19 protein-coding genes and 3 pseudogenes are annotated in these 20,844 nt (G+C 49.6%); 8 read left to right on the top strand and 14 right to left on the bottom strand.

What is annotated here, in order from left to right; all coding sequences use genetic code 11:
• Nucleotides 1–5: 5 nt before the first annotated feature.
• A complete protein-coding gene (locus tag HUO07_RS16895; RefSeq protein ID WP_176304530.1) occupies nucleotides 6–437 on the bottom strand; it encodes a hypothetical protein in 432 nt (143 codons plus the stop codon).
• Nucleotides 438–474: 37 nt separating this feature from the next.
• Here HUO07_RS16895 and HUO07_RS16890 point away from each other — a divergent pair, with 37 nt between their 5' ends.
• Entirely contained in the window at nucleotides 475–1,650 is a 1,176-nt protein-coding gene (locus HUO07_RS16890) for a MalY/PatB family protein (protein ID WP_176304529.1), read from the top strand.
• On the opposite strand, the gene HUO07_RS16885 is transcribed toward HUO07_RS16890, so the two are convergent.
• Nucleotides 1,647–2,591: a co-chaperone YbbN gene (locus tag HUO07_RS16885; protein WP_176304528.1), complete on the bottom strand. Its 945-nt coding sequence runs from the start codon at nucleotides 2,589–2,591 to the stop codon at nucleotides 1,647–1,649. The genes HUO07_RS16890 and HUO07_RS16885 overlap by 4 nt on opposite strands.
• A gap of 268 nt (nucleotides 2,592–2,859) precedes the next feature.
• On the opposite strand from HUO07_RS16885, the gene HUO07_RS16880 reads away from it, so the two are divergent.
• Complete coding sequence (locus tag HUO07_RS16880) at nucleotides 2,860–6,291, top strand: hypothetical protein (protein ID WP_176304527.1); 3,432 nt, start codon at nucleotides 2,860–2,862, stop codon at nucleotides 6,289–6,291.
• On the opposite strand, the gene HUO07_RS16875 is transcribed toward HUO07_RS16880, so the two are convergent.
• Together HUO07_RS16875 and HUO07_RS16870 are read right to left on the bottom strand one after the other, a co-directional pair.
• Nucleotides 6,284–7,165, bottom strand: coding sequence for a hypothetical protein (locus tag HUO07_RS16875; protein ID WP_176304526.1), 882 nt, complete (start codon nucleotides 7,163–7,165; stop codon nucleotides 6,284–6,286). The genes HUO07_RS16880 and HUO07_RS16875 overlap by 8 nt on opposite strands.
• A gap of 212 nt (nucleotides 7,166–7,377) precedes the next feature.
• The gene (locus HUO07_RS16870; RefSeq protein WP_176304525.1) at nucleotides 7,378–7,527 is read right to left on the bottom strand and encodes a DUF4113 domain-containing protein; all 150 of its coding nucleotides are present in this window, start codon (nucleotides 7,525–7,527) and stop codon (nucleotides 7,378–7,380) included.
• A gap of 366 nt (nucleotides 7,528–7,893) precedes the next feature.
• Here HUO07_RS16870 and HUO07_RS16865 point away from each other — a divergent pair, with 366 nt between their 5' ends.
• On the top strand, nucleotides 7,894–8,217 hold the full coding sequence (locus tag HUO07_RS16865; RefSeq protein ID WP_176304524.1) for a type II toxin-antitoxin system RelE/ParE family toxin: 324 nt from the start codon (nucleotides 7,894–7,896) through the stop codon (nucleotides 8,215–8,217).
• 26 nt (nucleotides 8,218–8,243) lie between these two features.
• Nucleotides 8,244–8,537, top strand: coding sequence for a helix-turn-helix domain-containing protein (locus tag HUO07_RS16860; protein WP_176304523.1), 294 nt, complete (start codon nucleotides 8,244–8,246; stop codon nucleotides 8,535–8,537).
• A gap of 596 nt (nucleotides 8,538–9,133) precedes the next feature.
• Here HUO07_RS16860 and HUO07_RS16855 read toward each other — a convergent pair.
• The 10 genes and pseudogenes from HUO07_RS16855 to HUO07_RS22265 form a co-directional block, all read right to left on the bottom strand.
• Nucleotides 9,134–9,568 (bottom strand): DEAD/DEAH box helicase, encoded by a 435-nt coding sequence (locus HUO07_RS16855; protein ID WP_340162506.1) that lies wholly within the window; start codon nucleotides 9,566–9,568, stop codon nucleotides 9,134–9,136.
• Nucleotides 9,569–9,642: 74 nt separating this feature from the next.
• Nucleotides 9,643–10,701: a hypothetical protein gene (locus HUO07_RS16850; RefSeq protein WP_176304522.1), complete on the bottom strand. Its 1,059-nt coding sequence runs from the start codon at nucleotides 10,699–10,701 to the stop codon at nucleotides 9,643–9,645.
• Complete coding sequence (locus HUO07_RS16845) at nucleotides 10,698–11,417, bottom strand: hypothetical protein (protein ID WP_176304521.1); 720 nt, start codon at nucleotides 11,415–11,417, stop codon at nucleotides 10,698–10,700. Before HUO07_RS16845 ends, HUO07_RS16850 begins: the two co-directional genes overlap by 4 nt.
• Nucleotides 11,414–12,079, bottom strand: coding sequence for a hypothetical protein (locus HUO07_RS16840; RefSeq protein WP_176304520.1), 666 nt, complete (start codon nucleotides 12,077–12,079; stop codon nucleotides 11,414–11,416). The genes HUO07_RS16845 and HUO07_RS16840 overlap by 4 nt, the downstream gene beginning before the upstream one ends.
• A 32-nt stretch (nucleotides 12,080–12,111) precedes the next feature.
• A complete protein-coding gene (locus HUO07_RS16835; protein ID WP_176304519.1) occupies nucleotides 12,112–12,900 on the bottom strand; it encodes an SH3 domain-containing protein in 789 nt (262 codons plus the stop codon).
• A 1,225-nt stretch (nucleotides 12,901–14,125) separates the two neighbouring features.
• Nucleotides 14,126–14,764, bottom strand: a complete 639-nt coding sequence (locus tag HUO07_RS22275; RefSeq protein ID WP_422822702.1) for a DEAD/DEAH box helicase — start codon at nucleotides 14,762–14,764, stop codon at nucleotides 14,126–14,128.
• 12 nt (nucleotides 14,765–14,776) lie between these two features.
• Nucleotides 14,777–15,304 (bottom strand): annotated as a pseudogene (locus HUO07_RS22270) (DEAD/DEAH box helicase); the annotation flags it as partial.
• Nucleotides 15,286–15,522, bottom strand: coding sequence for a hypothetical protein (locus HUO07_RS16825; protein WP_176304518.1), 237 nt, complete (start codon nucleotides 15,520–15,522; stop codon nucleotides 15,286–15,288). The gene HUO07_RS16825 and the pseudogene HUO07_RS22270, both read right to left, overlap by 19 nt.
• Before the next feature lie 39 nt (nucleotides 15,523–15,561).
• A pseudogene (locus HUO07_RS16820) lies at nucleotides 15,562–15,856 on the bottom strand (transposase); the annotation flags it as partial.
• Between the two features lie 166 nt (nucleotides 15,857–16,022).
• A pseudogene (locus HUO07_RS22265) lies at nucleotides 16,023–16,986 on the bottom strand (IS30 family transposase).
• Nucleotides 16,987–17,402: 416 nt separating this feature from the next.
• On the opposite strand from HUO07_RS22265, the gene HUO07_RS16810 reads away from it, so the two are divergent.
• The 4 genes from HUO07_RS16810 (at nucleotide 17,403) to HUO07_RS16795 (ending at nucleotide 20,742) form a co-directional block, all read left to right on the top strand.
• Complete coding sequence (locus HUO07_RS16810; protein ID WP_176304517.1) at nucleotides 17,403–18,125, top strand: FadR/GntR family transcriptional regulator; 723 nt, start codon at nucleotides 17,403–17,405, stop codon at nucleotides 18,123–18,125.
• 3 nt (nucleotides 18,126–18,128) lie between these two features.
• A complete protein-coding gene (locus HUO07_RS16805; RefSeq protein ID WP_176304516.1) occupies nucleotides 18,129–18,884 on the top strand; it encodes a fumarylacetoacetate hydrolase family protein in 756 nt (251 codons plus the stop codon).
• Nucleotides 18,885–18,954: 70 nt separating this feature from the next.
• A complete protein-coding gene (locus tag HUO07_RS16800; protein WP_176304515.1) occupies nucleotides 18,955–19,716 on the top strand; it encodes an HpcH/HpaI aldolase family protein in 762 nt (253 codons plus the stop codon).
• Between the two features lie 33 nt (nucleotides 19,717–19,749).
• The gene (locus HUO07_RS16795; RefSeq protein ID WP_176304514.1) at nucleotides 19,750–20,742 is read left to right on the top strand and encodes a DctP family TRAP transporter solute-binding subunit; all 993 of its coding nucleotides are present in this window, start codon (nucleotides 19,750–19,752) and stop codon (nucleotides 20,740–20,742) included.
• Nucleotides 20,743–20,844: the final 102 nt, after the last annotated feature.

Genomic DNA, 20,844 nt, shown 5'->3' with positions numbered 1-20,844 from the left:
GCCGATTAAACTAAACGCAGCCCTTGCTGGTCGCGCCAAGCGGCTTCTAACGCCTCTTGCAGAGGAGCTTTTAGGTGAGCAGGGAGGGCGTCCTGAGCTGCTTGCAATGAATCAAACGAGCGATTACGTAGCCAGCAGTATGCCCAGGCGCAGGCTTCGGCATCACTATCGGGAGTCGGGCGGGCAGGCATTTGATTAAGCAAAAATACCGCGGTTTTAGGCGCCCATAGTGGGATCTCCTCGGCGCTGGCCGTGCTCCACGCATCAAGTGTTGCGCCGCTGGGCGTGGTCTCGGGTTCGCCCAGCTTTGCCACTCGGGCTGTCTCCGCGAGAATCAACGCCAAGCGATCGGCATCAGCCTGGCCGAGTGCACGCCACTGCCGCAGCAGCGCCGGCAGCCCTGCCCGCATCTTGGTATAAAAGTCATCTTGCGGCATGCTTGGCATCACCCCTGTTCAATAAGTGAGATTTTTCATGGCCTACGATTTTGCCACGCCTGTGGAGCGACGCCACCCAGAAGGTGGCTGGGCATCGCAAAAATGGCACCGCTACGGCGACGACGTGTTACCCCTTTGGGTCGCCGATATGGACTTTCGCTCCCCGCCAGCAGTCGTTGATGCGCTGCAGTCGCGGGTGGCTCACGGTGTTTATGGCTATGGTGAAGTGCCTGCTACGTTAACAGAAACGCTATGCCAGTGGAGCGCCCAGCATTACGACTGGCCCATTCAGCCCGAGTGGCAGCAGTGGTTGCCAGGGGTAGTGCCTGCCTTACATTTGGCTGCGCTCGCGCTGACCGAGCCTGGCGACGGTGTATTAACAGTCACACCCATCTATCCGCCGTTTCTAGCAGTGGCAGAGCGCACCGGGAGGCTGCCTCAGCAGGCGATGCTCCAAGCGCCTTCGAGCCTCGGTGAGCCTTGGCAGCTCGATATTGCCGCCCTGGAGGCGGCGATTACACCGCGTACCCGTCTATTGCTATGGTGTCATCCCCACAACCCGACAGGGCGCGTATGGCGTCAGGAAGAGCTTGCTGCGCTGGCTGAGCTGGTAGAACGCCACGATCTTTGGGTGGTATCCGATGAGCTTCACTGCGACCTGTTATTAGATGAAGGCGCGCGCCATCGTCCGCTGGTGGCGGCGTTTCCTGAGCTGGCCCAGCGCACAATTATCCTGTGGGCGCCCTCTAAAACCTTTAACTTGGCCGGTTTGACCAGTGCGTGCGCGGTGATTCCTGACCCAGCTCTGCGCCAGCGCTTTGCCGCCGCAGCAAAAGGGCTGCTGCCCGATAGCAACATACTCGGCTTAGTCGCGGCGGAAGCGGCTTATCGTGAAGGTGAATCGTGGCGGCAGGAGCTGTTAAGCGTACTACGCGAGCATCGTGCGACGCTGGAGGCGCGAGTGGCTAGCTGGCAGGGCGTTCGTTGGAGTGCGCCGGAATCAACGTACCTAGCCTGGCTGGATATGCGCGAGGCGGGCCTGGGCAATGCGCCCCATAAAAGGCTGCTGAAAGAGGCGGGGGTGGCACTTTCAGACGGGGCTGCCTTTGGCTGCCCCGGCTTTGTACGGCTTAACTTCGGCACCACTGCTACCCAACTGGAAATGGCATTGTCACGCATGGATGCTGTGCTAAAAAGCAGTGAGACCCGTTAGTAGAGCATGGCAAATAGTTTACGGCGGTAGGTAACGGTCAGCGGGTGGTCGGCGCCTAATGCATCGAACACCTGCAGCAGCGTTTTACGCGCTGCGTCATCATTGTAGGCACGGTCGTGTTTCATTAGCGTCAGGAGTACTTCCAGGCCTGCATCGTAATGACCGTCAGCCACTTGGCGCAGGGCGCGCTGGTACTGAGCTTCGCTGTCGGTACGATCGCCCAGGGCTGCGATCTCTTCGGTTGAGGGCGCCTGTTCGCCAAACTCAATGCTGGCGCGCACGCCCCGTGCAGGTGCCGCGTCGCGCTCTTCCGGCGGCAGGTTATCGAGCACTTCACGCGCCTCGCTGCCACGCCCTTCGGCTACCAGTACCCGGGCGAACGCGACTTGATAAGCGTAGTGTTCCGGGTACTGGCCCATCAGGGTTTGATAAATTTCGCGCGCGCCCGCGACATCGCCTGCCTGCAATGCCTCTTCCGCCTGCTCTTCCGGGGTGGGGGGTGCTTCGCCGGGGGCGGGGAAGTAACGATTCAACCACTCGCGTACCTCCTTTTCCGGCAATGCTCCCTGAAAACCATCCACTAGGCCGCCCTGGCTAATCAGCTTCACATCGGGCACTGAACGCACGCCGAGTTGGCCGCCGATTTCTGCATTCGCGTCTATATCGAGCTTACCGAGCACAAAAGCGCCTGCGTATTCCACTACCAGTTTCTCAAGCATTGTGAGCAGGGTGCGGCTGCTATCGGTGGAAGGCGAGTAGCAGCCCATCAGTACCGGCACCTGCATGGAGGCTTCCAACACCTGCTGAATATTGCCTGCGTGCAATTCAATGATGACATCTTCAGGACGCACCGCCGCACGCTCATCGGTAGGCGCGGCAGCATCGGTATTTCCAGTATCCGCGGTGAGCGGTTTACCTGAACGGGGATCAATAATCGACATGGGTAGACTCGTCAGCAAAAAATGAACAATAGTTACCCATGATATGCAGGCATGCCCCGGCGGATTCAAGGAAAAGGCAGGAAAATAAAAAGCCATAGGTGAAAAAAACCGTACTTTTCGGTAATGGTTTTTTCTGGGCGTTTTTACATAACTAGCAGACACAAAAAAACCAACACCTGTAAAGGTATTGGTTTCTTCTATATTTGGTAGCGGGGACCGGATTTGAACCGATGACGGCAGCGGTGTGCGAAATGGTCGTATGGTGCCATTGGCCGATAAGGCGATTAAGTTTGTCGAGGCTTACCTCTCGTACCTCCAACGTCTCGCCGAGCATTTGTTGAGCACCCATCCTGCAATATCCTCACGCATTAACACGCTATTAGAATTGCCTGCGAAGCCTGAACAGCCCCTGTTCTTTTTATTCGATGAGTCGCTCAATTGGCACTCTATGACAGCGTCTGATCTACCCGATGTTCCTTTATTTGACTGGCCGCTACCTCCCAATCTTTTCCGGCACCGACTAGCCCAGCAATTACCTTTATTAGGCGTCGATAACGAAATTGTGGATGGTTGGCTGGGGCATGCGGAAAAAAGCGTCGCCACTTATGGCGACACTTCGGCTCGCTGCTGGATGGACGATTGGACAGCCTATCGCAAAGAGGTCAACGAACTCTTTGAGCGACTATCGTTTGATTTGTTAGTACCCCCCGCATCACTGCCCTTAGCCCCCTCGGTGTGCGGCTTGCGTGATTCAACGACACCTTCCCGAGCGTTCGGGCAGCGGTTACGCGAAAAAAATCGTCGCTTGGCAACACGAAACGTTATCAGAGTAGCGCTTAACGATATTGAGTTGTTTTTAAAAGGGCGTGATATAGCCGCGCTGTCGGCCGATGATATCAATCAGCTGGGGCGGCAAATGTTGCTTCAGCAGGGAAAAACGCCTTACCCCTCTGCAGCCTTACGGTTTAGTGTGCTGACACGCTTGTTAGAGCGGCATGAGTCACCGCATCGCCATGCGTTTCAGCGCCGTTACATTCCGATGTTGCCGGAAAAAACGCTGATTCATGAGCACGCACCCGCTTACGCTGCATTAATGACTCAATTGACGCATTGGGCATCGACTGTGCGTCCATACGCTACCCGAACTCACTGTTCTAAACGCCAGGCATTAGCGCTCGGCGCGTTACTTTTGTGTATTGAAAAACGTATTTGTTACATGCGCCTGCTGAAGGATGTGTGCCAAGGGGACAACTTTCGGCTGTTATATCACCGTAAAGCCTATTACTTGGAGTATAGCGAACAGTTAAATAGCACCAGCTGGCAAGCCCCCGTGCAGCGCCACACAGTGCCATATCATGTGGCATCACTACTAACTTACGGCCAACGCCTAACATCTACCAAAGCGCTCGACGATCCTTGGACGATCCCAAAACAAGCGCCGCCTTTGCCTGAGGCATTTATCCAGTGCTGTGAGAGTCAAAAGTGTATAACGATCCAGCAGGTACTTGGGCAGGCGGCCGCTATTGTCGATCAAGCCAATCTTCTGGGATTGCCGGGCGCAGTGGCTGGCGCGTTAGCAGGGCGGATAGTGGCCACCAGCCTCCCTGTGCAAGCGCACATTCGTATGGTGCACGGCAAATCGCTGATGTTCCCACCTTCAGCAGTCAACACTGAGGATTCGGAGCTTCCTACAACGCTACCGTCACTATTACGGGCTAGCGGCGATAAATACGAGCTGCAGCAACAGGCGGTACTTCTTTTTAAAGAGGTGAAGCAAATCTTGGATGGCTACACCAAGCCGCAGGCTAAAATAACGGCAAAATCTCTGGAACAATTGGTAACACAGCGAAACGGTAAGGTAAGTAGTGCCATCATGCTGTTGGTCATCTGGATCGCAGCGGTTATCCGAAGTGGTAAGGGACGAGCGGGAAGGCGCTTTAAGCCGTTCGAAAGCAGTAGTATTCATCGCTACTGGGGCGCGTTGCGTAAGCTTTTTGAGGAGCTGGCGTACGGTGTCGACCTGATGACGCTCGGTAGTGAAGAAATCACCGCCTTTTATGCGGGGTTGGTTGATTATCAAGAAACCCAGCTAAGCGATATGAGCTATTTTAGCCATCGCCTGCGCTCTTTTCATCGCGTAGCTGCCTCTCTCGGTGTTGAAGAGCCTGACTGGGATGAGCTGCCCGTTGCAGAGCAAGGACGCCACGTGAGAGCTGAAATGCTCTCAGAACGAGAATACCTTGAGACACTGAAGCGGATAGAAACATCGCAACGAGACCCCGATATTGCGTGTTTACTTCAGTTTGTATTGCTATGCGCGTATCGCTTTGGTTTGCGGCTGGATGAAGCGAGAGGGTTGCTCAGGCGAGATTGGTGTGAATCTCATGGCTACTGCTGGGTATTGATTAGGAACAATCGTTATCGAACATTAAAAAGTGAGGCCTCTCGACGTGCTGTGCCGCTTTTGTTTTCTCTCGATGCGACAGAGCAACGTACGCTTAACGCTGTGCTTAATCGTCATGATGCGCTGTTGGGAGGTGAGGCATCCATACCGCTTTTAGGTGAGATGCGCGATGGGAAAGTCGACATAGCGCTTAGTGCTTCAGCCATCAGTGCTGCTGAGATAGATGCATTGCGTCACGTGAGTGGCAGCCCAACACTATCACTCCACCACGCCCGCCATGCGTTTTACAATATAACGGCAGCCGCTCTGCTGCAGCTAAACACGCCTGTCGCCACCAAAATAACTCAGCACGTAGATAGCGCTCACCTTCGTCAAATGGTGATGGGACAGCAACATTACTGTTCGCGTCGCGTGATGATGGGTCTGGCGCGCTTAATGGGGCACCGACAGCCTTCAACAGGGTTACTAAACTATAATCACTTGATTCTAGAATGGGCGGATGCGCTGACGCCTGTGAAAGGGGCAAATGGCAGCATTCTCAAAGAAGCCATAAAACTGCAGGATTTTAAACGTTACACGCCGTCTTCGGCACTACCTCAAGTCCTTCCTTTATTTCACGAACCCACACCGCATTTATTGATGAAAGCGTTGCGATTAGGCGCGCTAAGGCAGAACGTGCGACGAGCGAGTGAGGCGTTAGGATTGTCCCCGGGTCATGCTGCTATTCTTGAAGATGTTGTTAAGGTGGCTGAAAACAATATGCGTTTCAAAATTCGGGGAAAAGACCAATGGGTGACGTCGCAAGACTATCCCTTGGGATTGCTGCGCAGTATCAGCGACGCTGCTTGGGATCGGCTGCTTGAACACACTAAAGAAATAGATAGTGAAACCTTAACGACTAATGAGGCACTAGAACTCAATGAGATTGCTGGCCAAGTTGGCCGACACCGACATCTATTGATGAGTGAAGCGAGGCACGTCGAAGTTGTCGCGCTTACTGTCACAGCATTTAAAGTAGCTCACGGTAACTACGAGGTGGTTGGTAAAAACTTCAGCGATGACATAAAAAGTATGTTGCTACCTTATGGTTTGAAAGAAGTAAGTGATATGGATATTCAGCTAGATATGTTTGAAGTTGTCAAGAGCAGTAGAGAAATGAAATATCAGCAATATGCCGGGCTGCTATTAACTAAAAATGAAAGTGATGTCGTTAGAAATCGTTATGAGTTGGCAGTCGCTTACTTGGTGACTGCCACTTATCTGTATGTAAAAGAAAAAGGGCTTAATGTTAGCTAGATTGCAGCTGAAAGTTTTTGTAGGGATTGTCATCGCTCATAATGGAAAGAGTAGACAATACATATGACTTTTGTTTAGTAGGGCCTTTAGGGTTTTCCAAGCGCTCACCGGTGTAGTATAAAATGTCGTTATTAACTTTTGCAGAAGCTAATGTCATGATGTGGTCAGCATGATTGGAGGAGAGCGTAAAAGGTGTGCTTGAGACTTTATTAGTTGAATCGATATTATACAGAGAAATTGTATTGCTGTGTTCTTCATATCCCGCGGGAATAGCATAACCTTCAATGGGGATTGGTTTAGGCGTTTTAAACGTTGGTGCGCAATACTGACCGCTTACTAAAATGTCGGCTTTTGGTTGTTTTTTATCATCTATCTCAAGTGATACAGTAAATGGGTGCTTAATGGATTTTCCGCTTTTTTTGTTAATGAATTTTTCAGACTGCTCGAAAATAAAAACTTTGTCCCCTGGTAAGATTTGACTGGTATGGGTAATGCTTAAAATGTCTCTTTGTGTGATGACGGAATGCGTTAATTCGTAAGCCAGTAAGGCGAGTTTACGTGTTAGGTTTTCTTGGTGAGGCTGGTTGCTTAAAAACAGCATGCCGATATATTTGTTCTTATTTTCGCCATCTGTTTCTATAAAAAATTTATTTTCAATGCGGTCTTCGTTATCAGGCGATAGATCTTCGATGTACTTAGTTAAAATACTTTGTAAGTGGTAAGTGAAATCTTTTATTTCAGTATTTGCTAGATTTTCTGGGGTGCATTCGATGCCGTTGATATATTGAAGCTTTATAGCATCTTCTAAAGAAACTACTTTTATGATGAGGTTTTCAGGATACTGAAAATGCGTTTTCTTTTGTTCTTTGGGCATGTTGTTCCTCAATACTTTAGGATCGAAAGGTTTAGGCTCTATGCTAAGAAAAATTTATATTGTGTAGTGAGATGTACTACCGACTCCTTCTTATTCGCTACTATATGTGCGCAAAAATAATTTATCAGCTACTACATGTGCTCGAAAGGTTAAATAAACGCAGTTTTTAATGCTATTTCCTAATTTAGCAACTATAGCTTCCGTACGCGTGATTAGCGTACATGCGGCAGCTCTTCCCATCGAGTGGTGTAGCTCGGAGTCCGGTGTTCAGAACGTAATGCCCAGGCATTGCCTGCCCGTGGCAACCCTAGCTGTATTGTCCCTTGTCCTAACTCACGATTGAACTGGTCGACAGTGGCCATCAGCCGGTGCTGAGTTTTGCTTCGGCTTCTATTTGCGATGTTTCCGTTAGTGTAAGTTAACAGTTGGCTTTGGGAGAAAGGTCGAGGAGCATGACGTCGGCTTTATGGTAGGCGTAACCCTTACAGCCACAGCTGTCGAAGTCCTTGTGTGGCATGAAACAACTCGCGGCTTTCCCTCGTCGGGCGGTCTGATGTCGCCACTGTTGCTGGGTAAGACCAAGGCTAACGATAGACGTGATTCATGGATAAACGGAACCTAATGGAGCATTGGCACCTCGTAGTTTTCGACATCAAGCTTGAGCCATTTGATTTATGAGTCTATTATATCGGTATTGATATAAGCATTATGAAAATTGAGGAGTCAGCGTGGCGCGCAAGAAACCTGTTGCATTCGTCGGAGACTCTAAGGATAGGCTGCGCGACTTCCCTCTGGATGCCAAGAGAGAAGCGGGGTTTCAGATAGACAAAATTCAGTCTGGAGGTCAGTCAGACGATTTTCGTCCGATGCCAAGCGTTGGCTCTGGTGTGATGGAAATCCGTGTTCGAGAAAATAACGGTGTCTTTCGGGTTTTTTACGTGGCCAATCGAGGTGATGTGGTATTTATTCTCCACTGCTTCCAGAAGAAAACCCAAAAGACGTCCCAAAAAGACATCAATTTGGGCAAACAGCGATACAAAGAGCTGCCCTGAGTCCTGTTACTAAGTGAGGTGAGATAATGGCCATCGAGTATTACAACAGTGTGTGGGATGCCATTGAGGATACGCCTGAGGAAGCGTTGAATATGAGGCTCCGTTCCGAGCTCATGGCAAAAATTGCTGGCCGTGTGAGGGAGTGGAACCTTACTCAGAAAGAAGCAGCCGACCGATTAGGAATTACTCAGCCGCGCCTCAATGATCTGCTGAACGGTCGCATTAACAAGTTCAGCCTTGATGCCTTGGTCAACCTGACAGGGCCGGCTCACTTCCATCTCGAACTAGAGATTGAAGACGAGAAAGAGGTTGCTGCCTGAGAGTGACCAGCTCAGCGCGCCGTGTTTGTGCATTAGCCATCAGTGGATCGCAATATGATGCACCACGTGGCGTATTTTTTTGCGAGCAACTCAAGCAGAAGGTCATTGAGCCAAGGTTTACGGTCGCCTGTGGGCAATCATTCAGGCGATCGGGTTTATTGGTTTATCACCCGCTGACTGAAGCGACATCTGCAGTGGCTTGAAGCTGAAATCAATCTGGATCAGCTCAATAGCTTGGTGGAGGATAAAGATATGTTGGCAGGGGACTTAGAGAACTGGGCTCAACAGGAGCGGTTCTGAAGGCTGTCTCGATGAAGCTCGCGATAATCTTCGGGCGCAGTTTAGCTTCAAATTTGGTGAAGTCCCGCACTGGGCGGAGAATCGGATCGAACAAGTTGATCATGGCCAACTGAAAGTCTGGTCACGCGATATACTTTTTGCTAGCAACCCTGACGAAATGTTCAAGCAGTAACTCGCCAACAGTCTGGTGGGGGATAAAGGTGTGCTGGCAGAAAATCTTGAAAGCTGGGCTCAGAAAGAGCGTCACCAAGGCATCGCTTGATTAGTTGTCCAGGGTCTAACTGTGCCCTCAACGTCTAAAGCAGCTTGGTTTGCCCTGAAGCGGTAAACTGGTACCCCATGGCTTTGTAGCCTTTCTCACGTTTTCGGAACAAGCGTTCAAGCATGGGCAGTCCAGTATCAAGGTAGCCATAAACAGTGACTTCCTGTTTGTCTTCAACCGCTCGGTGGATCCTGCCAGCGTACTGCGACAGCGTTCCTTTCCAGGCGATGGGCAGGGCTAAAAACAACGTGTCTAACCGCGGCAAGTCAAAACCTTCTCCGATGTATTTACCGGTTGCAACGATAACCTGAGCCTTATGTAACTGCGCTTCCACCGCCTGACGTTCTCTGACACGCATCCCACCACGCAACACAACCGACGTTATGGATTCAGCGGCCAACAGTGCTGCCAGTGTCTCAGCATGCTCTCGTCGTTCCGAAAGGAGAAGACAGTTTGCCTGGTTGTTCACATAAGCGGTTGTGGAAGCCGCGGGTGGGCGTAAGTTATTGCTTACGATAAATGTTATATATGGATAGGTACTTATTAATGTTCCAAAGTTTCATTGGAACGAGGTTTTTGGCGAGGGAAAATAAATCCTAGTAACCATTGCAGTGCCACGTAAATCATCGAGAAGAGCAGCGGTAGCATTGCCTGGAGTGTAGGTTCAGCAAGGATTATGTCCCATGGCCCCGGCTCCATTTCCACAAGATGCCCACCGAATCGACTAACCTTCAACGTCTTGCCGGTGGCGTGGCAAGCAACTTCAATACCCGCCGTATTTAGCCCCGCCACAGAGAATACGCAGGCCGTATCGGCTGGATGGCCTTCGGCATTCATTACCCATACTTCATCACCTAGTTGCAGATCAAGCTCCATCACGGGGTAGCGGAGATCCGAGAGCAACCGTTTCTCCATCACTACCACACGGCCTGCTCGTAGGACTGGAGGTGGCTCGCCCATGGTGGCCGCATAAGTCTCGCTACCAATGGCACCGACTGCCAGTAAGCTGCCACTGAAGGGAAGCTCTTCAATGCGAACTTCGAGGGAAGCGGAATTTGCCCAATGCCAGGTCGCATTTTCGGACAACACGTTTTCCAGCGTGATTACTGGAATAACACGAGAAACTTCTTTCTCCTCTCCTTGCGGGGCGCTATTTTGCGTTTCGAACAATGACCCAGGAGTTTCTAACCCCCCAGGCTCATACTCCTGCAGCGTGACCTGCAACGGACCGCTGCCGTAGCGCACCATTTGCACATTCGCCCTAGGGCCAATCTCCACTAGGCCGCTGAATGCATAAGACTCAATGGGACTTTCTCCCAGGGGATCCGCAGCACCCTGCATGACGTCCCCCTGCTCGATGTACCACCGTGTAGCACTAACCCCCGTCGTGACCATATCCAGTATCTCCGTGTCTGCGGCGATATGGAAAGTGCTGGGCTTGCGTAGCGCCTCGGCCAGCAGATAGATCACGCCGGGAAGTAGTACAAAAGTAAGAATCAATCCAGCGGCTTGGCGGCCTAAGTGTCGTGTTCTTGAATGCCATATCACCGTCAATGCAGCAATCAAGCGATTAACGGAGGGGAGCCGTCTAGGTTGTTTCATGGCGCTAAGGGGAAAGGGACTGGTGGGGCGCGGTTGGGGCCCCTAAGACGAACTAGCTCAGTCTGGCCGAATTGCGGTTCACCGTGTTCACGAAGCTCACTAATATCGACCAAGCATTGTCGGTCGAAGGCAATACGCTGAGGATCAGGTATAATATCGCATTCAATGGCTTGCGGTGCTTTGCCCTCGTAAGGAACGACAAGAAAGGTTTGCATACGGCTGCTGTTAATCATGACGGCCAATTTTTGGTCTTCCTCTGGCCGCTCCCAGGAAACAGGCAGAATATGCTGAGCCGGGTGCCCGGGGGCACAATTCTGTTTGACTTCGGCCAGTGCTGTCAGCACATCCGAACGATCCTCAGCATAGAAGGCCGGCTCTCGGCTTTCGAATGTTACGTGAAGCAGAAAAGGCGTCTCGCCTGCTACTAAGGGCGCCCTCAATAGCCCAGTGTAACGCCCATCTCTTGCCAACAAGGACAGGCACAGCTCAGCATTCTCGATATCCATACCCTGCGGCACCCAGACAAAAAGTTCCTTACCATTGGGTTTGCCGCGGTGCTCGAACATGGCCCCCGCGAGCGGCCTTCCCGATATTGGTACGGTGGAAGAGAATCCCTCATCCACCATACGGGCTGTTACCTCCCGCTCGGGAAGCGGCTGGGCATACGCCAGGCTATTGAGCAGCAGACTTATCCCTATTCCCCACCACGCATTCATGACAAACGGATCCGGGCTGGCAAGCTGGCACTCTTACCGTCAGCAAAATCCTCCCCCATGTGCGGACTTCCTATGGCACAGTTCAGCACGCCGGCTAACTCAACACCGGAAAGCTCATTTAATGCTAGTGCACAACTGTATTGAGGAGTGCTATTGCGAGTGTGGCTTTTCAGTTCAATTCGTAATCCTCCGCGAGTCAGCTGGCCCACAAAGTTGTTATTTCTCACGGAAGCCGTTCGGAAGCTTCCAGTAATCTCGTCAGTAGCAGTATTTATCTTCAACTCGGTAAGGATGAGCTCACGGTATAAGTTGTAAGTATAAGCTTGGGCTTGACTAGCCTGAGTTGGCTCGACGATTTCGACGACCAAGAAGTCTCGGCTGTTAATCAGCTGACGCAGCCCTGCGGTCTGCAGCCGCTCATCATCGCTACTCAGTGCCGTCTCCATGGCTATGTTGCGCAGTAGTGAATCCTCACCCTTCATCACCTCTTCGAACACTGCCATTCGCACCGAGGCACTGTCGTCGGCAAGCAGATTGCGCACTCGATCAATAATGCCAGCCCGCTCCTGGGCCGCCTCAAGGCTGGCAAGATCTAACGCCATCAAGGGGGTACTGGCTAATGCTAAGACTAGGCCTACCCAGTAAGCGCGAACATGTTTCATAAGAACCTCTCCCGCAGGTTTGATTGTTGTTGTCAGCGCGCGGTGGTGTTGCGCACTCGCACATAGCCTTCACGGGTTTGCCACCATGGCAGCCCTGTCACCTTTCCGGTTATTTCGACGCTCTGACCCACGCTCAGCCAACGCACCACGGGGGACCACTGGCTAGGCTCCTCGCGGATGGCCGTACGTGCCGTGATAATGGCCGCCCCGCCATGGGGTTCCACAGGCAGGTGGGATGGCGGTAGCTGACTCGGACCGGAAGTCTGGAAGAAGCGAGTCAGAAGATGGCTGAGGGCATCATGTCGATAGGCCCTTACCACGCCATCATCGGTCGTAAGCACCATGCCGACCGGCATGCCGTCCAACAGTAGCTGCGAACCACTGACTCCCTTGAAGGCTTCGTCGCCCTGATCAACCGTCTTCACTTCTACATGACGATCATCTAACCCAGTAAAGAACACAGGATAAGAAACTATGCCGCCCGTCTCACGCACCCGTAGAATCGAACCCTGGCGGCTGTGTGAAACGGCCTCGGTCAGAGTAGCATCGAGGTTATCGATTATCGGCCAGCCCGTACCGCAAGTAATCTTGCCTTGCGAGGCCACACGAATCACCGCGATGTCGTCGCCGAAAGTCGTCTCAAGCGACGCCTGCGCCCAGACACGATCCGCAGACATCACTTTGAGCCCCAGGCCGAAGCCAATCACATGCTCCGGCACGATGGCAAAGCACTCACCACTGCGTACCCGAAGAACGCCCTGGCCTACCTCCTCGGCCTGTACCAGGACAGGATCGGCGGAAGCCAACAGCGTTGTTGTCAAAAAGAGACAACCGCTCAGCAGACATTGCAGCATCACACGCATCCGCGTCCCCACCTTCCTCACTTTGTATTTTCTAAGCATAGCCCAAGATAAACTTTACTCAATCGGCCTAATCATGGTTATTCAACGTAAATCAACAAGCGTTCTCAGAGTTTTATAACTAGAGAATTAGCTATTCATTCTAAAATCGAACGTTATTCACGCTTAATTGCTGTTTGTTGAACCCATTGGAGCGCTTCCAGAACTTTTCAGCTCGAAAACTTATTTAGCTCGTTAGCAGGCTTGTGAAACCAGCAGCGTTGACAGTTGGTCGTCGGTTAGATATTACTCAGAGTCGCCTAAAACCCTGAGGTGGGCTCAATCAGTTGCTTAACCTGATGGAGTCACTAATTTCTAATCCGGTTGTATACCTAGCTCAGGCTGCCAAGGTTACGGGTTTCTTGTAATGCTCCTAGATCATTGCGAGGCAACGTTACCAGTGAGGTAGATGTTGTTGCTTTTGGCCATGAGAATGAGCGGGAAGCCTTAAGTCATCCAGCTATACGCTCGATGAGCTGCTTCATCAGTGTGAAAAGGCAGTGGCTGATGACAATGATATTGTCGCTTGGCAAAATCTTAAAAAACGTTCGAGGAGAATGAGCTACTGTTGCTTGCTAGGTCGGTGAAAAGAAAAAAAATTGTTGAAACAGAGTGCTAGGGAGCGTGGTTTGAAAATCACCGGGGTCGCCATTGTATGAAGTGCTGATTAGATGCTCATTTGGCACGTGCGGAGCGCTAATGTTTTGGCTGCTATAATCTTACCAATCGTGGCATTATTTTGAAGTGAAACAATGGCTGGCATTTCTCAAATTTGGGAAGGTATTTCGCCGATTTTGTTTATCATGATCGCTACATTAGCTGCTGGAGGCTATGAGGTTTTCAAACAAAAAAATTAAGCGCCCTAAGCGTTGATGAAGACTGTATGGCAATTTTTAAGTAGAAGCCTTATAGGTTGTTTGATCACCATTATCTCTTATTTTGCTGTGCAAAATTCATCAATTAAGCCCTTTTATTATCATATTGATACTTTGATTATCGTCATATAAGCGAGAATGTCGATAGCGCTCTTCAACCGGGCGTCGATCATATATTTTCTGATCTAGTGTGTCAGGTTAGTAGTGATTATTATGGTAAACGGTAAAAAAGCATTACTAAGCTGCCAGGTTTTTTCTACATTTCTCAACGTCTATAGCAACCTAGTTTGCCCGGAAGAGGCCAACTGATATCCCATTGCCCTGTAGCCTTTCTCTCGTTTTCGGTACATGCGTTCAAGCATTGGCAGTCCAGTATCAAGGTAGTCATAGACAGTGACTTCCTGTTTACCTTCTACCGCTCGGTGGATCCTACCAGCGTACTGCGACAGCGTTCCTTTCCAGGCGATGGGCAGGGCTAAAAACAACGTGTCTAACCGAGGCAAGTCAAAACCTTCTCCGATGTATTTGCCGGTTGCAACGATAACCTTAGCCTTATGTAACTGCGCTTCCGCCGCCTGACGTTCTCTGACACGCATTCCACCACGCAACACAACCGACGTTATGGATTCAGCGGCCAGCAGTGCTGCCAGTGTCTCTGCGTGCTCTCGTCGTTCCGTTAGTAGAAGGCAGTTTGCCTGGTTGTTCACGCAGCTTGCTACATCCTGAACAATGTCCTGATTCCGGGCGTTGTTCTGTGCAAGCCAGTGGTAAACTGAGGCTAAATGAGGGCGTTCACAAGACTGATAGATATCGGTAGGTGGGATTTCATGACGCTCCCGAACGATGACGCGCTGAACAAACTGGGAGCTGTGTTCCGCCCGAACTTTGTGACGAACGGGCCCTGCAACCATCAACATGATCTTTTGGTGCCCATCCTGGCGGTCAGGCGTTGCGGTCAGGCCGACGACGTAGCGAGCGCTGACTTCATTAAGAAGCATCTCGTAGCGAGGGGCTGAGATATGGTGGCATTCATCGATGATGATCTGGCCGTATTCTCTAACCACGCTGGAGACCGTATTGTCTTTCTTATTGATTAGGCTTTGGTAGGTGGCAACGTCGATCTGACCGATAGGTTTCTTTTTCCCACCGCCTATCACACCCACGGAGATACCCTCCATAAAGGTTTCCAGGCGCTCCTTCCATTGATCTAATAACTGGCGACTGTGAGTGAGGATCAATGTGTTGACCTGCCACTTGGCTATAAGGCCAATGGCCGTTACGGTTTTACCGAACGCGGTCGGCGCATGAAGTATTCCGGTATCGTGGTCGGCAAGTGCCTCCACAGTCCTATTCTGATCATCCCGCAGCGTTGCTTTCAGGCTGATACCACTTAGAACCAGGCCTGGTAGCCTGCGGTCATCAATATTTACCGTTATTCCCTGACCCCGCAACAATGCCTGGAGCTCATCAAATTTTCAGTCTCCTTTGGATTGTTAGCTAGCGCATCACTAACTTTCGCAACAGCCTCTTGGAACGCATCTTTAGCTTTGCTTTGCTCGATCCACAGTTCTGTTCCGAATACATCCATCCATACTACTTTCAACCGCGAAAGAGCATTCCAATAGGCTTGTACTGCTCCTTTTCCTTTATCATCGAATGCAGAATTCATATAAAACCTTTAGAAATAAATTAATGTGACATTGAGCGACGTTGATTGTGCAAGTGCCTGATCATAGCGTAGGGTCTCATGGTCGCTGAAATCTTCGTAACCAGCGGCCACGCCAAAAACCCGCTGAGGGATCATGATATCGAGTTTGTGACGAACCTGTTCCGGTGCTCGGGGTTCATTAATCACGGAGGCCAAGCGGTGCGTCAGACGATGTTGTTTATCGACCTCCCGTAGCAGGAGCAATCCGGCATCGGGGGTAATGTGGCCGCCGGAAAAAATCGGCTTCAATTTGCCGGCGTGAGAGTGGCGAGAAGGTCAGTTTTTCAGGTACCATTTTGGAAGCAGCGGTTGGTGTTGGTTTTTGGTGTAAGGCCTGGAAACGTTAACACTTTCAGCCGCTTTCTTTTGTACCCCGTGAGAAATTCGGGCTAGCAACACTTGGGGCGAGCATGTCTCATCATACTCTGAGGAAGGCGGTCTCAACTTCCAGGCACACGTTATTAAAAAGTGCTTAAACCGGCGACGGGTATCTTGAGCCCCTCGGCGTAGACGTCCAGCGACTTGCGTGGTTGTAAATTCAGTGAGTTGGCCATCTCTTCGAGCTCTTCCTGACTGTAGATCGACAGATCCGTACCCTTCTTCGGCAGGTCCTGCCTCAACAGCGGTGTTGAGGGGCCGGCCATCGGTTGGAACCTCGCTGCCATGGGCTATGCTGGGCAGCAAAGTAAACCGCTGCACTGGTCTTCTGAGTGATCTCGACATGCTTCATTATCTCTTTGTACTGGTCATCAGTCATGAGCAGGCGCAGTGAACGCGTAAGCTTGTCACTGAAGCCGGTGTCCGTCGCAGTGGTGCCATCTACTTTTACCAGAATCACTAAACGCGTCGTGCGCTCCACCATTGTGCCGATGGCAGAACGATAGTTAGCGCGCCATTTCCAAGCATCAGGCGGTCTTCGATTTTAGGATGTCGCAGGCGGATGCTGACTAGGTCTGGAATCTATTGTCGCCTCTTCTTAACAAGTCGGCGAGGGCGCCGTTTACCTTTACCCGGGCGACTAGCTCCTTCTTGAGCGAGCTGCGCGGAATGAGGTAGAGCGCGTTGTAGATGGCTTCGCGTGGGACTTTGTGGTCAGTGTAACCAGGAAAAATACGCTTCAGTGTGTGCTCTTTGCTCTGGTGAGCTAGTGCTTGCGCAGCAGATAGGCCACCCGTCCGAATAACTCACCATCGTGGTTCAGCTTCGGGCAACGAGAGGTCGACAGCGGGTCAGTCGGGCTCGGTAGCCAGCAAGACGGGCGTCATACGCCATGTCAGGCCTGACCGTGTGGCGTGCTATTTCTCGTGAAACGGTACTAGGTGCGTGTCCTAACTGACGCGCGACGATACGAATGGAGTGATAACCCTGCATCAATATGATGCCGACTCGGTATTCCGCAGAAAGATGGCGATAACCGTGAGTCATGGCAACACCCTACCTAATTGGTGAGATGTTGTACTTAGTTATTGAGACCGTCGAAGACACCTTGCGCGGAGAAAACGACCATCTATTAATCACGCCTAGAGATGTGCTCCTAATGACCCTCGCCACGCGCCTCCTTTTGAAATAAAGGGGCTACCATGGCTTAAATTTAGAACCGGATTGCACACCCAACGGGGGAGAATCTCAAACGCCTCGCTGGCCAATGCGTTAAGCGAAAACTAGTATTTACATTCGTTGACATATACATCCGAAAAAATTCTTGACGTTCTCAAAAATCATAACTAGTCTTTCAAAAGTGGATGCGTGGTCTGACCATCAATCCACATAGAAGGGCTAACGAATTACTCTAAAGTGCAGGCTTATTTTTTGATTATTCTGATTAAGGTCAGTCATAGAGCATGGAAATTAAACCTTTAAAAAAACAAAGCTTAAGTGACTTTGTTGTGGCACAAATTAAAAGAATGATAATAGACGGCGAACTGAGTAAGGGTGACAAGCTTCCAGGGGAAAGGGAATTGGCACAGCGGTTTGAAGTTAGTAGAGCGTCAATTAGAGAAGCACTAAAAATACTTTCCTTACAAGGCCTACTGCATCGCACTAACGCGCGCACAGTGGTGACCACAGATTTTCTCAATATCATTGAGGAAACTCTGACGTTAAAAATTCTGCTCGAAGACAGTAGTTATAGTGACATCATTGCAGCACGCTTAGCCCTTGAAAAGTCGATGGTCACACTGGCAGCGAAAGAGATTAATAAAAATGAGCTTGAGTTGCTTGAAAAGTATATCGTTCTTATGGAACAAGCAGCTAAAACAGAATCCATGGATGATTTCGTTGCTTCTGATATTGAATTCCACCGTTCAATAGCCCTTTTTTCAAGAAATAGTGTTCTAAACAGCTTATATAATTCAATTATTTTTTTGTTATTCAAAGTGCAAACGCAAGTGGCATATGATAAAGGAGTAATGGATGAATCGGCTGCTTATCATCGAAGGATTTACCAAGCTTTGGCGCAGAACGATGCTGCACTAGCGGAGAAAGAAATGGAGGCTCATTTGATGGATATTGATGAGCGTTTAAATCACATGCTAATAATTGAAAATTTAAAAAACAGGAATTGAAAAATGTATATACGATTCGAATATAAAAATAAAATAAAAGAAGGTTTCTTGAAAGACGAGAAAATAGCTCTGCTTGATAGAGAGATGCTTGCGGGGGGAGAGCCTACTTCTGAAACGGTGTTGGTGAAGGATGTGACTATTCTTGCTCCCTGCCAGCCTTCAAAAGTGGTATGCGTCGGCTTAAATTACAAAGACCACGCAAAAGAAATGAACATGGAAATGCCAACAGAGCCATTATTGTTCCTGAAACCATCAACTTCCGTGATTGGTGACGGTGAAAAAATTATTGCTCCTCCTCAAAGTACACGCTTAGATTATGAAGGTGAGCTGGCAATTGTAATTGGCCAAGAAGCTAAAAATATTGATACAAAAGATTCGAATAAATATATTTTTGGCTATTCATGCGCAAATGACTTCACTGCCCGCGATTTACAGCTGTCGGACGGCCAATGGGCGCGTGGAAAGTCGTTTGATACCTTTTGTCCAATCGGCCCCGGAATCGTGAAAACGATTAATGAAAATGATGCAGAAATAGAGCTGAGGGTAAATGGTTCTTTGAAACAAAAATCAAATTTGAACCAACTTATCTTTAATGTTGACGAAATAGTTAGTTACATTTCAAAGCAAATGACCCTTCTTCCAGGCGACATAATCCTCACTGGTACCCCGCACGGCGTTGGCACGGTTGTTCCTGGTGACACGATGACCGTATCCATCACCGGGATCGGCACATTGACAAACACTTTGACACAAGCGTGAGCTGGTTATTTACAGGACTAAAAGCCACGCGGGTGAATGAATAATTCTCTCAAATTATTACGGTGATGTTATGACCGAGCCGGTAAAGAAAATAAGAATAGGAACTTGGGTCCAGATCAATAATGCAGATATTGTTGAGTGCATTGCGATTAGTGGTTTTGATTTTGCTATTTACGACATGGAGCACGGAAATATCGATTTCCCAGGACTCGAATCACTCATGCGTGCGGGTGAAGCCAAAGGTCTTCAGAGCGTGGTTCGCGTTCAAGAGAATTGTTCTGTATTAATCATGAAAGCGCTAGATCTGGGCGCAAGTGCTGTTTTGGTGCCGGGCATTTCTTCAGCAGATGATGCACGTTTTGCGGTTGAAGCCGCTAAATATGCGCCATTAGGTAATAGAGGCGCTTGCCCCTTTATCCGAGCTGGCGAGCACACTGTCAAAGACTGGGTCACGTTCTCAGAAAGAATGAACAAACAAACCCAGTTAATTGCTCTTGTCGAAAGTAAGCAGGGTGCGGAAAGCCTTGAAGAAATAATCGGGACGACAGGGGTGGATGGATTAATGATTGGACCTTTTGATCTTTCGGTATCAATGGGAATTCCTGGTAATGTTAGCCACCCCGATATTAGTAAGACGTTTGATGAAGCAGCTCAATTAGCAGTAAAAAATGGTAAAGAATTTTATGGAGTCGATTTTGAGGCAAATAGGGAGGGCGTAGAAAAGATGCTACCTCGTTGGCAAGAAAGAGGTATTACTACAATGGTTACAGGTGCAGATAAAGTGGTTATTATGCACGGATTTAGTGAACTAGCTAGTTCATTCAAACAGTAAAGCTTTTAAAACAACAAAATAGAGAGGTATAACATGAATAATTTGAAACTTCCGATTTCAGCTCTGGTTACAGCCATTCTGACCGTAGGCGCCGGTAGTGCGGCAGCGCAAGGTGCTACATTATCGCTTGCGCATGTGTTCCCTGATTCACATCCTGGAGGAATTCACGCTGAAAAATTAGCAGAGTTGGTTGAAGAGCGAACCAATGGTGAAGTGAAAATTAACGTGCACCATGGCGGTGTACTTGGTAGTGAAGCGGACGAGATTCAACAACTGCAAGCGGGTAATTTAGACATGGCCCTATTGTACGGTGTCTCGAATTTCCAGAATATTAATCCGCGCTTAGGCGTTGAGGAATTACCGTTCATTTTCGCTGATAGTGACCATGCGCAAAGGGCATATGATGGTGAATACGGAGACGCGGTCACAGATATTCTTGAAGAGGAGGGGTTTGTCGCACTTTCTTATTGGGAAAATGGACTTCGACATTTCACCAACAGTGTCCGTCCTATTGTTGAACCGGAAGACATGAGCGGCATTCGTTTCAGAAGCGCAGAAATACCAATCCGCCTAGAAATGTTTGAACTGCTTGGAGCCAGTGCAATCCCTATGGGGTTTAATGAACTTTTCACGGCACTGCAGCAGGGCACTGTTGGCGGTCAGGAAAACCCAATTTCACTAATACATGCCAATAATTTCGATGAAGTCCAAGACTATTTGTCTTTATCTGGTCATATCTACAATTCTGCTGTTCTGACTGCTAGTCCAGCTGCCATGGCAAAGCTCACATCTGAGCAGCAGGACATTCTAAGAGAGACCGGCCAAGAGCTCAAAGTAGAGCAGCGAAACATGATTGCTGAGCAGAATGAAACACTGCTTGCTGAACTTGAAGAAAGTGGCATGCAGATTAATACTATCAACACGGAGCAGTTTAAAGAGATCGTGCTCCCGCTATGGGAATCATTTAGTGAAGAAAACGGGGATGATCTGATTCAGCTTATCGATAAGGCAAATACTGAGAGCTAAAACTTTTCTGGATGGGTTCTACAGTTATTCTGGCGAGGATCCATCCAGTTACTTTTGTTGCCTCGAAAAATTATTTTTATATAGAAAATTGATATAAAAATA

The organism is Vreelandella maris (genome assembly GCF_013371085.1).
GTDB classification, from domain to species: Bacteria; Pseudomonadota; Gammaproteobacteria; order Pseudomonadales; family Halomonadaceae; genus Vreelandella; species Vreelandella maris.
Note: the sequence above shows the minus strand (reverse complement) of the source record. Positions and strands in the feature narration are given on the sequence as shown.

Excerpts from the sequence above, each read along its gene's own strand:
- HUO07_RS16805 (WP_176304516.1), top strand. The coding sequence starts at position 18,129 with ATGTATATACGATTCGAATATAAAAATAAAATAAAAGAAGGTTTCTTG.
- HUO07_RS16885 (WP_176304528.1), bottom strand. The coding sequence starts at position 2,591 with ATGTCGATTATTGATCCCCGTTCAGGTAAACCGCTCACCGCGGATACT.
- HUO07_RS16840 (WP_176304520.1), bottom strand. The coding sequence starts at position 12,079 with ATGAAACATGTTCGCGCTTACTGGGTAGGCCTAGTCTTAGCATTAGCC.
- HUO07_RS22275 (WP_422822702.1), bottom strand. The coding sequence starts at position 14,764 with ATGGTTGCAGGGCCCGTTCGTCACAAAGTTCGGGCGGAACACAGCTCC.
- HUO07_RS16825 (WP_176304518.1), bottom strand. The coding sequence starts at position 15,522 with ATGAATTCTGCATTCGATGATAAAGGAAAAGGAGCAGTACAAGCCTAT.
- HUO07_RS16890 (WP_176304529.1), top strand. The coding sequence starts at position 475 with ATGGCCTACGATTTTGCCACGCCTGTGGAGCGACGCCACCCAGAAGGT.
- HUO07_RS16870 (WP_176304525.1), bottom strand. The coding sequence starts at position 7,527 with ATGGCCACTGTCGACCAGTTCAATCGTGAGTTAGGACAAGGGACAATA.
- HUO07_RS16875 (WP_176304526.1), bottom strand. The coding sequence starts at position 7,165 with ATGCCCAAAGAACAAAAGAAAACGCATTTTCAGTATCCTGAAAACCTC.
- HUO07_RS16850 (WP_176304522.1), bottom strand. The coding sequence starts at position 10,701 with ATGAAACAACCTAGACGGCTCCCCTCCGTTAATCGCTTGATTGCTGCA.
- HUO07_RS16800 (WP_176304515.1), top strand. The coding sequence starts at position 18,955 with ATGACCGAGCCGGTAAAGAAAATAAGAATAGGAACTTGGGTCCAGATC.
- HUO07_RS16895 (WP_176304530.1), bottom strand. The coding sequence starts at position 437 with ATGCCGCAAGATGACTTTTATACCAAGATGCGGGCAGGGCTGCCGGCG.
- HUO07_RS16860 (WP_176304523.1), top strand. The coding sequence starts at position 8,244 with ATGGCCATCGAGTATTACAACAGTGTGTGGGATGCCATTGAGGATACG.
- HUO07_RS16810 (WP_176304517.1), top strand. The coding sequence starts at position 17,403 with ATGGAAATTAAACCTTTAAAAAAACAAAGCTTAAGTGACTTTGTTGTG.
- HUO07_RS16795 (WP_176304514.1), top strand. The coding sequence starts at position 19,750 with ATGAATAATTTGAAACTTCCGATTTCAGCTCTGGTTACAGCCATTCTG.
- HUO07_RS16845 (WP_176304521.1), bottom strand. The coding sequence starts at position 11,417 with ATGAATGCGTGGTGGGGAATAGGGATAAGTCTGCTGCTCAATAGCCTG.